Consider the following 14,016-nt stretch of genomic DNA (forward strand, 5'->3'; position numbering starts at 1 on the left):
CATGCCTTGGATTCTGTTGTATAGTTGTGCCCTCAGATAATTGTGGAGCTTTATCGTGTCAGAACATCCGTTTGCCCCATTTGTAAGAGTGCTTGGTAAAGGAAAGAAGGGATCAAGGTCGCTTACTCAGAGTGAAGCAAAAGAAGCGATGGGTATGATTTTGCGGGGTGAAGTAAGGCCTGAGCAGTTGGGCGCTTTTTTGATGCTGCTGCGTGTAAAAGAGGAGGCGCCGGAGGAGTTGGCAGGCTTCGTAGAGGCTGCACGTATGCACGCAAATGCCCCGACAGGTTTGGCGGTGGATTTGGACTGGTCCTCTTATGCGGGTAAAAAAAGGCAACTACCTTGGTACTTGTTGGCCGCTTTCGTACTGGCAGGTCAGGGCGTACGTATCTTTATGCATGGTTCTCGCGGCCATACGCAAGGGCGACTTTATACAGAAGATATGCTGTCACTCTTTGGCCTATCACCTTGTCAGAATTGGCAGGATGTAGAGGCTGCGCTATCTGAGCGTGCCTTTGCGTTTATGTCGATCAATACGCTGGTACCACAGTTAGGTGACATTATTCAGTTACGATCCATCTTTGGTCTTCGCTCTCCAGTACACACACTGTGCAGGTTGATTAATCCTCTATTAGCACCCTGCACGGTTGATGGGGTATTCCACCCGGCTTATGCTCCCATGCATCAGCATACGAGCCAGCTGTTGGGAGTGCAGCACAGTTTGACCATTCGAGGTGATGGGGGGGAAGCCGAGTTGAAACCTGACAGCGATTGTGAGGTGCGGTGGATTCGTAACGGAGAGCTGTCTGATGAAATGTGGGGGCGCATTTTTCCGCGAAGGCTTGTAAAGGATGAGTCTCTAGAGCCTCAATTACTAGTAGATGTATGGCGTGGTGATCAGCGTCATGAGTATGGAGAGGCAGCTGTTATCAGTACATTATCGGTTCTGATGCTGTTGTTGGGTAAAGCGGATAATCGTGAGAAGGCTATTCACCAAGCGGTGCTCAGTTGGGAGGGTAGAGATAAAACTCTCTATTAGTGAAGAGTCGCATACCCTAAGAGGGTATGCGCTTCGGCTAGTCTCGCCTCAGTTTGTCAGACACGGCAATGGGTGAAGGGTAATTGAAAATCACCACATACGTAGATAATAAGAAAGTAAGAATAGCGGTAGCTTGAATAACATGGGACGCTTCTTGCCCAATCAAGGCGGCGCTGGTGGCGATATATGCGATCAGCAATGAAAACTCACTTATTTGTCCAAGGCGAAAGCCCACTTCCCATGATATCTGATCATCCTCTTTAATAGTTTTGAGCAGGTAACGAAAGACTATGGGTTTAAAAGCAACCACGATAACAGCCAGCAACGTAGCGGGAAGTAGTATTTGAGGAATCAGAGCGAGGTTGAAGCTCGCCCCTACGGAGAAGAAAAACAAGATTAAGAAAAAATCCCTAAGAGGCTTTAAGTTCGTGGCAATATACTGCGATATTGGACTCGTGGCTAAAGCAACGCCTGCAACAAAAGCGCCCATCTCCGCTGATAGGCCTGCATATTGAGCCAGTTCGGCCATGCCTAGACACCAGCCGATAGCTAGCAGGAAAATGTACTCATGGAAACGATCAAAGCGCTGAATTAAAGGAAGGATGACATATTTGACGAGTAAAAAGCCGGTTCCTATCAACAAGGGTAAGGCAATCAAAGGCTTAACTAATCCCATCATACCTTCGTCACCTTGGCCGCTATACAAAAAAAGCAACACAATGATGGCGATAACATCTTGTAATAACAGTAAGCCTACGACGAGTTCACCGGTGTGGCGGTGGTGTAACACGGTGGTCGGAAGTAATTTGATACCAATAATCGTGCTGGAAAACATCAAAGCAGCGCCAATAATGAGTGCCTCAGTTTGTGTATAGCCAAAGAAAATCCCTGCGGTGTACCCGATCCCCAAAAAAATGACAGAGCTACCCAATGCCACCCATGTGGCTTTTTTGATCATTTGCACAAGGTGGGATGGCTGCATATCCAAACCCAGCAAGAAAAGCAAAAAGATAATACCGATGTGGGATATGTCGGCTAGCATGGCGGTATCTGAGATATAGCCAAGCCAATAAGGCCCTAATAAGGCACCTAGCACAATATAGGCGACGAGTAACGGCTGTCGGGTGTAGAGGGCAATCGAGGCTAAAACGGCTGCACCTGAAAAAATCAAAAAGAAAGAAAAAACTACGGAATGTTCGGCCATTTAACAACTCCCTGCCAACTGAATGCTAGTGTAGCAGATGTGCCATCTTCTGTTTAGATAAGCGGTGATCCGTAGTGCTAAATACTACGTCTAAACAAGGTGTATCTATGTCGGTTGGATAATATCTGATCAATTTACTCGGGTTTAGAATCAGTGTATCCTTTGGACATAATTTATGTATCTGTCTCTCAGGTGTTAAAAATGAATATTACGGTTACCCAAGGTGCAGAGGACTATCTGGCCGAATTGTTAGAAAAGCAGAATGTTGAAGGTATCGCAGTCAGAATGTTTGTGACACAGCCGGGTACCTCTTATGCTGAAACCTGTCTCGCATATTGCCGTCCTGATGAAGTGGTCGAAGATGATGTCATCATGGAAAAGGAAAAAGTACGTTTCTATTTTGAAAAAAATAGCCTGCCTTATCTTGAAGAGGCGTTGGTGGATTACGCTCAGGATCGCATGGGTGGGCAACTAACTATTAAAGCTCCTAATGCAAAAGTGCCTAAAGTATCTGCCGATAGCCCAATGGATGAGCAGATAAACTACATTCTTTACTCGGATATTAATCCAGGTCTGTCTTCACATGGTGGTGAAGTTAAACTTGTAGAATTGGTAGAAGAAACAGAGGGTTATATAGCTATCCTCAAGTTTGGTGGTGGCTGTCAAGGTTGTAGCGCTGTAGATCTGACATTAAAAGATGGCGTCGAAAAAACCTTAATAGAGCGTATACCTGGGCTGCTTGGCGTGCGTGACGTCACCGATCACACGGTAACGGATAACGCTTACTACAAATAAGCACAGATGTGTGAATAGATAGACAAAATCTATTCGCACATTGCCTGAAACGTAATGTCTTGCTATAACCAATATATGTAAACGGCAGCGTAATCACTACCGCATTTTCGCGGCTCGATTGTTACCAGAATATGGTTGTTTTCTTATTTTTAGCCCCCATAGTCTGATTCAGACACTTAAAAGTCCGTTTTTATTTCTCGCGCCCAGCTGTTTAGGGTGCCCTGCAAAGAGGCAAAATCCATTATGGATCAGTTTGAAGCTACCAGTGATGTTATTAATGTAGAGCTTCCCGTACTGCCGCTACGTGATGTGGTTGTGTACCCTCATATGGTCATTCCATTGTTTGTTGGCCGTGAAAAATCTATTGAAGCTTTAGAAGCGGCAATGGAAGGTGATAAAGAGATCCTGTTGATCGCACAAAAAAATGCGTCAGATGACGAGCCTGTCGCTGATGATTTGTTTGAAATAGGCACGGTTGCAAGCGTATTACAGATGCTAAAGTTGCCTGATGGTACAGTCAAAGTACTTGTTGAAGGTGATTATCGTGCCCGTGTTAAAACGGTATTTGAAACAGAGAGTTACTTTACTGCTCAAGTAGAAAGTTTGCCTGTAGAACAGCTTACAACGGCAGAGGGTGAGGTCTATAAGCGTACCGCTCTGGAGCAGTTTGAACGCTTTATTCAGATCAATAAAAAAATTCCATCAGAAGTGCTGTCATCCCTTCAGAATATTGATGATATTGGTCGTTTATCGGATACGATTGCGGCTCATATGTCCCTAAAGTTGGATGAGAAGCAGAAAATTCTTGAAATGCTTGAAAACCGCCAACGTCTTGAGCATTTAATGTCGTTAATGGAAGCCGAAATTGATTTGGTTGAAGTTGAAAAGCGCATTCGTGGCCGTGTCAAAAAACAGATGGAAAAAAGCCAGCGTGAGTACTACCTGAATGAGCAAATGAAAGCTATTCAGAAAGAACTTGGCGATCTGGATGAAAATGGTACCAGTGACATCGAAGAGTTGAAAAACCGCATAGATGCGGCAGGTATGCCAAAAGAAGCGCATGACAAAACCATTGCTGAATACAATAAGCTGAAGATGATGTCGCCTATGTCCGCTGAAGCAACGGTTGTACGAGGCTACATCGATTGGATGTTGCAGATTCCTTGGTCAAAGCGCTCGAAAGTTCGTCATGACATGAAGCGTGCCGAAGTAATCCTCAATGAAGACCATTTTGGCCTTGAAGAGGTTAAAGAGCGTATTCTGGAATATCTGGCGGTTCAGCAACGCGTCAAGAAACTGAAAGGGCCAATTCTATGCCTTGTAGGGCCTCCAGGGGTGGGTAAGACCTCATTGGGACGCTCTATTGCTCGTGCAACTAATCGTAAGTATGTACGCATGGCGTTAGGTGGGGTGAGGGATGAGGCCGAAATCCGAGGCCATCGCCGCACGTATATAGGGTCTATGCCGGGTAAGCTGATTCAGAAAATGGCTAAAATCGGTGTTAAAAACCCATTATTCCTATTGGATGAAATTGACAAAATGGGGATGGATCAGCGTGGTGATCCAGCATCAGCCTTGTTAGAAGTGCTAGACCCAGAACAGAACAGTACATTTAACGACCATTACTTAGAAGTGGACTACGATCTGTCAGATGTCATGTTTGTGTGTACCTCAAATTCGATGAATATTCCCGGTCCCTTGTTAGATCGTATGGAGTTGATTCGTATTCCGGGTTACACCGAAGATGAAAAGTTAAATATCGCTCGTAAGTATCTAATTCCTAAGCAAATTAAACAAAATGGTTTGAAGGAGAAAGAGCTGGAAATAGCGGATGATGCTATTTTAGGCTTGATCCGTTACTACACACGCGAAGCCGGTGTTCGTGGGCTGGAGCGAGAAATTGCAAAAATCAGTCGTAAAGTCGTCAAAGAAGTTTCTCTTGGCAAGGCTGCTAAACAGGTTGTGGTGACAGCGGAAGAATTAGCCCACTACAGCGGTGTGAAGAAGCACAGTTTTGGTTTGGCCGAAGAAGAAAACCTGGTTGGCCACGTGACTGGCTTGGCTTGGACGCAAGTGGGTGGGGATATTCTCAGTATTGAGGCCACTGTGGTACCGGGTAAAGGGCGTCAAATTACTACGGGTAGTTTGGGTGATGTGATGAAAGAGTCCATACAGGCAGCGTTAACGGTTGTCCGTAGTAGAGCTCAAGCGTTGGGAATTCCCGCTACCTTTCATGAAAAACAGGATATACATATTCACGTCCCAGAAGGGGCAACGCCGAAGGATGGTCCAAGCGCGGGTATTGGTATGTGCACTGCGTTAGTTTCGGCACTTACCGATATTCCAGTGCGCTCTGATGTGGCGATGACAGGAGAGATAAACCTGCGCGGGCAAGTGATGCCGATTGGTGGTTTAAAGGAAAAATTACTGGCTGCACACCGCGGTGGAATCAAAACAGTTGTAATTCCTGATGAAAATCAACGTGACCTGAAGGAAATTCCTGATAATATAAAGGCCGATTTAGAAATTAAGCCGGTGAAGTGGATTGACGAGGTATTACAGATCGCTTTGACGTATCAACCTGAGCCGTTAAAGGAAGAACCTGTTGAGCCTGTCACAGCTGAAAAAAAATCGGCAAAAACCTCCACAGAACAAATAAATACCCATTAATGCCAAAGCTAGGCAGAATCAGGGGTTGAGCGCTTGACACTTGTTTCTGCCAGTTGGTATAAAGTGCGAGATATTTGTACTGGGCATGGACTACAGAACATAAAAAATAAACGACTCGATAAAGGGGAACATCGTGAATAAGTCTGAACTGATCGACGCTATTGCAGCTTCTGCAGACATTCCAAAAGCAGCTGCAGGTCGTGCATTAGATGGCGCGCTAGAGGCTGTTACTTCTGCATTGCAGAAAGGTGAATCTGTTGCTTTAGTAGGTTTTGGTACTTTTTCTGTTAAAGAGCGCGCGGCACGTACAGGTCGTAATCCGCAGACAGGCAAGCCAATTGAGATTGCTGCTGCGACACTGCCTTCTTTCAAGCCTGGTAAGGCACTGAAAGACGCAGTAAACAAGTAAGGGCTGATCGCGTCAAGGTCGTATAAGCCGAACACGGAGCGGTAGTTCAGTTGGTTAGAATACCTGCCTGTCACGCAGGGGGTCGCGGGTTCGAGTCCCGTCCGTTCCGCCAGTTTAAAAAGGCGCATTCAGGCGAATGCGCTTTTTTTTTGAATTTTAGATTTGCTTTTAGGTGAAACATGCTGCAATCCATCCGGGATAATTCTCAAAGTATTGTTGCCAAAGTCATAGTGGGTTTGATCATCGTGACCTTTGCGTTATTTGGTGTCGAGTCATTAGTTAGCTTAAGCGCAGGAAGTAACGCGCCCGCTACGGTTAATGGTGAAGAGATTACGGAGCAAGAGCTTTATCAGGCGACAGAGCTACAGCGACGCCAGTTGCTATCTCAGATGGGAGAAAACGCAGACCCTGCTTTGTTGGATGAAAACTTGATTCGGGGGATGGTGCTTGAAAGTTTGATTCAGCAGAAATCTCTTCTACTCTCAGCGCAAGAGCAAAAATTACTGATCTCTGATCGAATGATTGATCAGCTTATCGTTAATACACCGGATTTCCAGATTGATGGTAAATTTAATCCAGCGCAATTTGAAGCGGTGTTACGGAATGCTGGCTTCTCTCCTATGATGTATCGAGAGCTGGTTAAAAAAGAGAAACTTCTTGAACAGCAGCGTACTGCTTATGAGCTTTCTGCGTTTGCAGTGCCATCTGAGCTGGAGCGTATTGTTGAGCTGGATCGCCAGACGCGAAATGCTCGTTATTTTGTCTTGCCAAAGGCGGAAATCGAGAAGACGGTTGGCGTGTCTGACGATGAAATAAAAGCGCGTTATGAGCAAGATAAAGCGAATCTCACAACTGAAGAACAAGTAGTTGTCGAATATGTCGTGCTAAATAAGAATGACCTTCGCGATGGCGTTTCGGTTAGTGAAGAAGAGATCAATGGTGCCTATGATCAGATGCTGGCCACATTTCAGGCTGAGGAGCAGCGTCATTCGGCGCACATCCTGATTGAGGTGAGTGATACTCAAGACGATGCTGCAGCATTGGCAAAAATAACGGCCCTGAAGCAGCGTATTGATGCAGGTGAGACGTTTGATGCGGTTGCTAAGTCTGACTCTGAAGATTTAGGCTCTGCTGAAACTGGCGGTGATCTGGGCGTTAACGGAAAAGGTGTTTTTGCAACGGCGTTTGAAGATGCACTGTTCTCCATGAATGAAGGTGAGGTATCAGAGCCAGTTCGTACGGAGTTCGGTTACCATCTGATCAAACTGTTAGATATCTCTTCTAAAGAAGCACCAACGTTAGCACAAGTGCGTGAGCAGCTAACAGAAGATCTGGTTTCGCAAAAAGTAGAAGCAGTCTATGTTGAGAAACTAGAAACCTTGGCGGATGTGAGCTTTTCATCCGGTGACTTAGTAGAGCCATCAGAAGTGCTTGGTTTGACGATCCTAACCTCTGCTCCATTTGATCGTAGCGGCGGAGAAGTTGATATCACCCGAAATGCGAAAGTGATTAGCGCAGCTTTTAGTCAAGAGCAGATCAAAGAAGGACTTAACAGTGCTCCTATTGAGCTTGATCGAGAGCGTACTGTGGTTGTTCGGGTCAAAGAGCACTTTGAGCCAAGATCTCAGACGCTAGAAGAGGTGGCTGATAGCCTGAAAGAGATTATCAAAACAGAAAAAGTGTTAGCGGCCCTCAAAGCTGATGCTGAACAACGCAAAGCAGATTTACTGGCGGGTAAACCCGTTGATGTGGTTGCTGCTGACTTGACAGTTGAGAGCGTTGAAGCGGCCTCTCGTGCAGCAGCAGAGTTGCCTGCTGAGGTACGCTCATTAATGTTTGCAATGCCGCATCCGACTCAAGGGCAGCCCTCTATTGATATCACAGATCTAGCGGATGGCGGTATGGCGCTTGTCTTGTTAGATAAGGTTAATACTGAAGCGGTTGAATTGAGTGAAGAAGAAAAACGCTCAATGGGTGGATTCTTAAGTAATCGTATCGGTCAGCAAGATTATCAAGCCTTTGTTGACCGTTTAAAGAATACAGCGGTTATTGAAAAACTATAAAAGTGATTTAGTTTAGCTTGAACAAAAAACGCACCTTTGAGGGTGCTTTTTTTTGTTCTATGCTCAGCTGTTGTGAGCTTAGCATTTCTTAAGTAATAAACTGCCTATCGAATAGCCTGCGCCGAATGAGCAAATCACGCCATAATCTCCCTGTTGTAAGTCTTCATGATGTAGGTTAAAGGCAATCAAGGAGCCTGCGGAAGCTGTGTTGGCATAACGGTCCAGTACGATGGGAGCTTCATCTTGGGTAGCTTCTCGCCCAAGTAGCCGTTTTGAGATAAGGTGATTCATGTTGATATTTGCTTGATGTAACCACCAGCGGCGAAGATCGCTAGGTTGTAGCTGATTCTCCTTCAAATGCTCAGTGATATGCTGCGCGGCCATTGGGCATACCTCTTTGAATACCTTCTTGCCATTTTGGTGGAACAATGCATCCGATGAGAAGGGGTCTGTATCATTGACTCTGGCAAGGTAGCCAAAGTTTGAGCGAATATTGTTGGAGAAAAGTGTGGCGGCTTTCGTGCTGATAATCTCATAGCTATGCTGCGCACGGTTTTGCTCTGAAGATTCAATCAAGGTTGCTGTTGCTACATCACCAAAAATAAAATGACTATCACGGTCGCAATAGTTAACTTGTGGAGAGGTGTGTTCCGGATTAATGACAAGCACGCTTTTTGCTGTGCCTGCTTTTATCATTTCGTAGGCACGGTGAAGGCCAAAGGTGCCCGATGAGCAAGCAACCAGCATGTCAAAAGCAAAGCCGGTAATCCCTAAGTGGTGCTGAACTTCAATGGCAATGGCCGGATAAGCGCGCTGTGTGTAGGAGCAGGCAACAATAACGGCGTCAATATCTTTTGCTTCTTTGTTGGCCGATTGGAGCGCCGCTTTTGCAGCTGCAATAGAAATCTCTGCTTGTATCGAGATCTCCTCATCTGAACGCTCATTGATCAGAGGGCGCATGCGATTAATATCCAAGATACCCTCTTTGCAGTATGCAAAACGACTTTTAATACCAGAGGCTTTCTCTATGAACTCGGCATTTGAGAAGGGGGCGGCGGATACAAGACCCTGTTCAATCTCACTGGCATGCTGGTTATTAAATTGCTCTGCCCAACCGTTATACGCAGTAACGAGTTCTTCATTGGTAATCGTGTGCTCAGGGGTCCACAGGCCCATGCCTGTAATGATAGGTTGGTTCATTGGAGTTCTCTCTATACGCAGTTGATACCAGTATAGACAAGAATAGATAGGGAGATAAGGGTGTAAAATGCCTAGCTTAGCTGTCAAAAAAGTTCTCGGGGCCAGGTGCTGGCCCCAAAATCTTCCTGCTAATCCGCTATTGCTCTATTAGTGATGAGCGGGACGACGAGCAGATGCTTTTGGAAATTCAAAAGCGAGTAGTTTTACGAGCGCTTTTTTAAGTGAGTTTTTAGCTGCAGAAAAGAGTTCAGCATTATAATCGCTACGCAGCCTGTGAGCCTCTTGAATGTAGTAGTTAGTATCGATGTTGCCATTGCTATCTAGCTTGATGTCGATTTCTTGGTTCATGATGATACCTAATAAGCTTATGTGAGTGTTGGGTTTATACTAAGGTCGAGTTGTGTCTTGCACAAACGATCAAATTTCATCAGAATGATGAAAATAACTCATCAATTAGGTATTCGATATCAGACGTCTTCCTCCTCTCAATACACTACGCGTTTTTGAAGCCGCCGCCAGAAACCAGAGCTTTGTAGCGGCATCAGAAGAGCTTTATATTACGGCATCGGCAGTTAGTCATCAGATTAAGTCACTTGAAAATTTTTTGGGTCAGCGCCTTTTCTCCAGAAATCGAAGGCAAATCGAACTGACCCCTTTAGGACAGCAATATCTTATTGCGATTCAGCATGCTTTGGATGAAATAGAAGTAGCTACCAGAAAGCTTACGGCATCTGCTGAAAACGATGCGATTACCATCAGTGTGGCACCAAACTTTTTGATACGTTGGTTAATGCCAAGAATGAGCCGCTTTCAGAAGAAGTATCCAGATGTGGAGCTGCAAATTACCGCATCAACCGGTCTGATTGACTTTAATAAATCCAATACTGATATGGCGATCTATTTTGGCCATGGAGATTGGCACGATATTGAGGTGTTTTTTCTTCGAAATGTTTTGCTGGTACCGGTGTGTAGTCCAGCTTTGCTGCAATCAGGGAGAGTGTTATCGGTACCAGAGGATTTACGCTCCCATAGTTTGATTCATGTGAGTAAGCGGCTGCATGAATGGCCTGAATGGCTAAAGTTGGCAGGTATGGAATTCACCGGCTTTAGCCGGGGGCTACAGTTATCCAGTAGCCAACTGGCAACCGCAGCAGCACAAGAAGGTCTAGGGGTAGCGTTAGCCGATAGTACGTTGACCTCCCGTGAAATTGCCGATGGGAAGCTGGTCGTACCCTTTGACATTATGTTGGATACGCACAAATCCTTCTATTTGGTTTATCAGAAAAATCGTACTTTGAGCTATGGAATGCAGGCATTTAAAGATTGGGTTATTGATGAGATGCAGCAAGATTAGTTATATAAAAAAGGAGCCTGTTAAGGCTCCCGCGCAGAACGAAGGATTAAGCGCCGCTATTTAGCCGTTCTCCTCGCCTTCTGAGCCATTCCAACACAGAGAGCAGGGCTAGGGAAAATAGTGTAAGTAACGTAGCAATAGCGGTAATAGCCGGTGTAATGTTTTCCCGAATACCATCAAACATTTGCCTTGGTAGGGTGCGTTGCTCAGGCCCTGCGGTGAAGAGCGCTACAACGACTTCATCAAATGAGGTGGCGAACGCGAAAAGAGCGCCCGAAATAACCCCAGGTAAAATCAACGGCAACACGATACGGAAGAAAACCTGAGTAGGGTTGGCACCGAGGCTTGCGCCTGCTCTCATCAGGTTTGTATCAAAGCCCTTCAGCGTTGCTGCCACAGTGATGACCACAAACGGTGCTCCCAGAGCCGTATGCGCTAAGATTAAGCCCGTGTAAGTAGCATTTAGCCCAGCTTTTGCAAAGAAGAAGTAGAGGCCTAAAGCAGATATAATCAACGGCACAACCATGGGAGAGATCATAACCGCCATAGCAAAAGATTTGCCGCGAAAGTTACTCAGCGTTAATCCCATAGCCGCTAACGTACCAAGCACGGTCGCTAACAAGGTTGAGCAGGTTCCCACAATAAGGCTGTTTTTAATAGCAGCGGTCCAAGCTGGGGAGGTTAATACCTCCTCATACCAGCGCAGAGAGTATCCTGGCAAAGGGTAGCTGAGGAAGCTGTCGGCACTGAAAGATAAAGGCACGATAACCAATATTGGAAGCAGTAAAAACAGCAAGATAGAAAAGCATAGAGCCATGTAGGCATAGTAGCCCAGCTTTTGTGTTCGCGTGGTATAGGGTTGGAATTCCATAGATTACCCCATCTTCAAATCGTGTTTATTAGCGAGACGGTTATATATTGCAAACAGTAGTGCGCAACAGACCAATAGAACGACACCTAAAGCGGCAGCCATTCCCCAGTTAATTACTTGATTTGTGTAGTAAGCAATAAAGTAACTGATCATCTGATCTTGAGGAGAGCCGATTAGCGCCGGTGTGATGTAGTAGCCAATGGATAAGATAAAACATAACAGCCCGCCTGCCGCAACTCCCGGAAGGGTTTGTGGCATGTAAACCTTGACGAATGCTAGGGATGGCCGAGCTCCGAGGCTGATGGCTGCTCTCATGTAAGCAGGTGAGATAGATTTCATGACGCTGTAGAGCGAGAGGATCATAAAGGGCAAAAGTAAATGGATCAGCGCAAGGTAGACTCCGGGACGGTTAAACAGCAGAACCAATGGTTCATCAATCAGCTTCATCGATATGAGCATGTCATTAATAAGACCATTCTTCTGCAACAGCACAACCCAAGCACTGGTGCGTACCAGTAAAGAGGTCCAGAAGGGCAGAAGCACGCCAATCATCAGCATGTTTGCTAAGCTAGCTTTAGCCGTGGCTAACAAATACGCTAAAGGATAACCGATCACCAGACAGGATAGGGTTACCACTAAGGATATCCATAAGGTGCGACCAAAAATATTAAGATAAATGGCCTGATCCTCACTGACTTTGGCAATGGAGCCGTCGTTATCTAGAGTAAGGTCGATTGCGTTTAATAGATATAAGGAAGTATAGGGTGAGGATGATCGTTTAATCGCTTGCCATGTTGCTAGCTCCCCCCAGCGTTTATGGCTTTCTAACAGTTTGTCAGCTTCTTTCTCTGCTGATTCCAAGGGGGTCTTATTCAGATTTCGTGCCGTTCGGGTGATAACGCTGCGCATCCCTGAACGTTCAAAATTAATACGCTTTGCCGCGGCAGAGAGCGTCTTGTTTTCGCTGCTATTACGCAGATCTCTAGACAGAGCAAGATAAAAAGAAGCTGGGGGCAGTTCGGTGCCTTGCCAGTCGGAGAGTATAGCTGTGGTCTCTGGCCAGTTTTTGTGTACTTCAGGATTATCAACACTTTTGAAAAGCATGATACAAATAGGGGTGACGAATACGCCCAAAACAAACAAAAACAATGGCGCAACTAAACAGATCGCCTTGAATTTCTGCTTGCGTTGAGAGCGCCGAAGTTTGCTTTTTAGGCTTTTCTCTTCGGCTAAGCCCTGTAGCTCGACGTTAGTGGAGAGTGATGTCATAACGATACCTCGTCGCTTAAGCGGGAGTTTCTGGCCACACCAATTCTGCGGCCAGAAACTGAGTCCGATTTAGCGTGCTACCCAAGCATTAAAGCGTTCATTTAGCTCATCCTGATAGTCAACCCAAAATGCAGTATCTTCACGAAGTGCGTTTTTGAGGTTATCAGGGTAAGTCGGCAGATCTTTTGCGATCTTCTCAGGGATTGCCTGAGTGGCTTCTTTATGGGCTACACCGTAAGGGATATGCGCTGGATACTGACTAGCCACTTTTGCAGAGCTTGCATAGGCGATGAAATCAAAAGCCTTATCTTTATTTTTAGAACCCTTTATGACGGCCCAAGAGTCAACGGAATAGAGCTGCCCATCCCAAACAACCTGAAAGTTTTTACCCTCTTTATTGGCATTAGTAATACGGCCATTGTAGGCAGTCGTCATCACCACATCGCCAGAAGCCAGCCACTCGGGAGGTTGGGCGCCTGCTTCCCACCATTGAATGTAAGGTTTTAGTTCATCTAACTTAGCAAAAGCTCTGTTTACACCTTCCTCTGTTTCAAGCAATGAGTAGACTTCATCTGGCTTAACTCCGTCGGCAAGCAGTGCAAATTCCAAGTTACCTTTTGCGCCTTTGCGTAGACCGCGTTTACCAGGATATTTATTAACATCCCAGAAGTCTTGCCAGTTTTTAGGGCCTGTTTTGAGGGTGTCACGATTATAAGCGATCACATTTGACCATATGATATGTCCCATACCGCACTCGCTAATGGCGGATTCAAGATACTGCCCTTTGTCGCCGAGTTTATCCCAGTCCATTTTTTCAAACAGACCACTTTCACAACCTCGAAGCAAATCGGGGTCTTCAACTTGAAGAACATCCCAGGTAACGCTGTTGCTATCGACCATAGCTTTAACTTTGGCCAAGCCTCCGTTGTAGCTATCTTCTACAATCTGATTACCGCTGGTTGTACTGAAGGGCTTAAAGAATACGGTGCGTTGTGCTTCTTGAGAAGCGCCGCCAAATGCAACGACTGTTAGAGATTGTGCAGAGGCCACTTGAGCGGCGAGTAAGCCGCCTGTTATAGCAGAAAAGAGAGCGGTACGAATTGCTTTCATATAAATATCCTCGAGACTAAATGAGTCAGTAT

At 45.7% G+C, this 14,016-nt stretch carries 12 protein-coding genes and 1 tRNA gene; 7 read left to right on the plus strand and 6 right to left on the minus strand.

From position 1 onward, the window contains the following. Window positions 1-55: 55 nt before the first annotated feature. Window positions 56-1,039: a glycosyl transferase family protein gene (locus tag F0U83_RS07150; protein WP_338036385.1), complete on the plus strand. Its 984-nt coding sequence runs from the start codon at window positions 56-58 to the stop codon at window positions 1,037-1,039. Window positions 1,040-1,076: 37 nt separating this feature from the next. Here F0U83_RS07150 and F0U83_RS07155 read toward each other — a convergent pair whose 3' ends face one another. After that, the gene (locus F0U83_RS07155) at window positions 1,077-2,243 is read right to left on the minus strand and encodes a cation:proton antiporter (RefSeq protein WP_138988378.1); all 1,167 of its coding nucleotides are present in this window, start codon (window positions 2,241-2,243) and stop codon (window positions 1,077-1,079) included. A 201-nt stretch (window positions 2,244-2,444) separates the two neighbouring features. Here F0U83_RS07155 and nfuA point away from each other — a divergent pair, with 201 nt between their 5' ends. The 5 genes from nfuA (at window position 2,445) to F0U83_RS07180 (ending at window position 8,180) form a co-directional block, all read left to right on the plus strand. Further along, window positions 2,445-3,038 carry a Fe-S biogenesis protein NfuA gene (gene nfuA / locus F0U83_RS07160; RefSeq protein WP_138988377.1) on the plus strand — a complete coding sequence of 198 codons (594 nt, stop codon included), beginning with the start codon at window positions 2,445-2,447 and terminating at the stop codon, window positions 3,036-3,038. 243 nt (window positions 3,039-3,281) lie between these two features. Then, complete coding sequence (gene lon / locus F0U83_RS07165; protein ID WP_138988376.1) at window positions 3,282-5,708, plus strand: endopeptidase La; 2,427 nt, start codon at window positions 3,282-3,284, stop codon at window positions 5,706-5,708. 133 nt (window positions 5,709-5,841) lie between these two features. Continuing rightward, window positions 5,842-6,117: an HU family DNA-binding protein gene (locus F0U83_RS07170; protein WP_138988375.1), complete on the plus strand. Its 276-nt coding sequence runs from the start codon at window positions 5,842-5,844 to the stop codon at window positions 6,115-6,117. 35 nt (window positions 6,118-6,152) lie between these two features. After that, a tRNA-Asp gene (locus F0U83_RS07175) sits at window positions 6,153-6,229 on the plus strand. Between the two features lie 67 nt (window positions 6,230-6,296). Next, the gene (locus F0U83_RS07180) at window positions 6,297-8,180 is read left to right on the plus strand and encodes a SurA N-terminal domain-containing protein (RefSeq protein ID WP_138988374.1); all 1,884 of its coding nucleotides are present in this window, start codon (window positions 6,297-6,299) and stop codon (window positions 8,178-8,180) included. Window positions 8,181-8,258: 78 nt separating this feature from the next. Here F0U83_RS07180 and F0U83_RS07185 read toward each other — a convergent pair whose 3' ends face one another. Further along, complete coding sequence (locus tag F0U83_RS07185) at window positions 8,259-9,380, minus strand: beta-ketoacyl-ACP synthase III (RefSeq protein ID WP_138988373.1); 1,122 nt, start codon at window positions 9,378-9,380, stop codon at window positions 8,259-8,261. Between the two features lie 147 nt (window positions 9,381-9,527). Then, window positions 9,528-9,728, minus strand: a complete 201-nt coding sequence (locus F0U83_RS07190; protein ID WP_138988372.1) for an RSP_7527 family protein — start codon at window positions 9,726-9,728, stop codon at window positions 9,528-9,530. 118 nt (window positions 9,729-9,846) lie between these two features. On the opposite strand from F0U83_RS07190, the gene gcvA reads away from it, so the two are divergent. After that, window positions 9,847-10,734, plus strand: coding sequence for a transcriptional regulator GcvA (gene gcvA, locus F0U83_RS07195; RefSeq protein ID WP_138988371.1), 888 nt, complete (start codon window positions 9,847-9,849; stop codon window positions 10,732-10,734). A 46-nt stretch (window positions 10,735-10,780) separates the two neighbouring features. On the opposite strand, the gene F0U83_RS07200 is transcribed toward gcvA, so the two are convergent. The 3 genes from F0U83_RS07200 to F0U83_RS07210 form a co-directional block, all read right to left on the minus strand. Beyond that, entirely contained in the window at window positions 10,781-11,605 is an 825-nt protein-coding gene (locus F0U83_RS07200; RefSeq protein WP_138988370.1) for an ABC transporter permease, read from the minus strand. 3 nt (window positions 11,606-11,608) lie between these two features. Then, on the minus strand, window positions 11,609-12,874 hold the full coding sequence (locus F0U83_RS07205) for an ABC transporter permease (protein WP_138988369.1): 1,266 nt from the start codon (window positions 12,872-12,874) through the stop codon (window positions 11,609-11,611). A gap of 69 nt (window positions 12,875-12,943) precedes the next feature. Continuing rightward, window positions 12,944-13,984: an ABC transporter substrate-binding protein gene (locus F0U83_RS07210; protein ID WP_138988368.1), complete on the minus strand. Its 1,041-nt coding sequence runs from the start codon at window positions 13,982-13,984 to the stop codon at window positions 12,944-12,946. Window positions 13,985-14,016 lie beyond the last annotated feature (32 nt).

Origin of the sequence: Neptunomonas concharum (assembly GCF_008630635.1) — a bacterium.
GTDB lineage: Bacteria > Pseudomonadota > Gammaproteobacteria > Pseudomonadales > Balneatricaceae > Neptunomonas > Neptunomonas concharum.

What these genes read in the sequence shown, in the direction of transcription:
- F0U83_RS07210 (WP_138988368.1), bottom strand. Translation starts at nt 13,984, where the DNA reads ATGAAAGCAATTCGTACCGCTCTCTTTTCTGCTATAACAGGCGGCTTA.
- F0U83_RS07205 (WP_138988369.1), bottom strand. Translation starts at nt 12,874, where the DNA reads ATGACATCACTCTCCACTAACGTCGAGCTACAGGGCTTAGCCGAAGAG.
- F0U83_RS07185 (WP_138988373.1), bottom strand. Translation starts at nt 9,380, where the DNA reads ATGAACCAACCTATCATTACAGGCATGGGCCTGTGGACCCCTGAGCAC.
- lon (WP_138988376.1), top strand. Translation starts at nt 3,282, where the DNA reads ATGGATCAGTTTGAAGCTACCAGTGATGTTATTAATGTAGAGCTTCCC.
- F0U83_RS07200 (WP_138988370.1), bottom strand. Translation starts at nt 11,605, where the DNA reads ATGGAATTCCAACCCTATACCACGCGAACACAAAAGCTGGGCTACTAT.
- F0U83_RS07190 (WP_138988372.1), bottom strand. Translation starts at nt 9,728, where the DNA reads ATGAACCAAGAAATCGACATCAAGCTAGATAGCAATGGCAACATCGAT.
- F0U83_RS07180 (WP_138988374.1), top strand. Translation starts at nt 6,297, where the DNA reads ATGCTGCAATCCATCCGGGATAATTCTCAAAGTATTGTTGCCAAAGTC.
- nfuA (WP_138988377.1), top strand. Translation starts at nt 2,445, where the DNA reads ATGAATATTACGGTTACCCAAGGTGCAGAGGACTATCTGGCCGAATTG.
- F0U83_RS07155 (WP_138988378.1), bottom strand. Translation starts at nt 2,243, where the DNA reads ATGGCCGAACATTCCGTAGTTTTTTCTTTCTTTTTGATTTTTTCAGGT.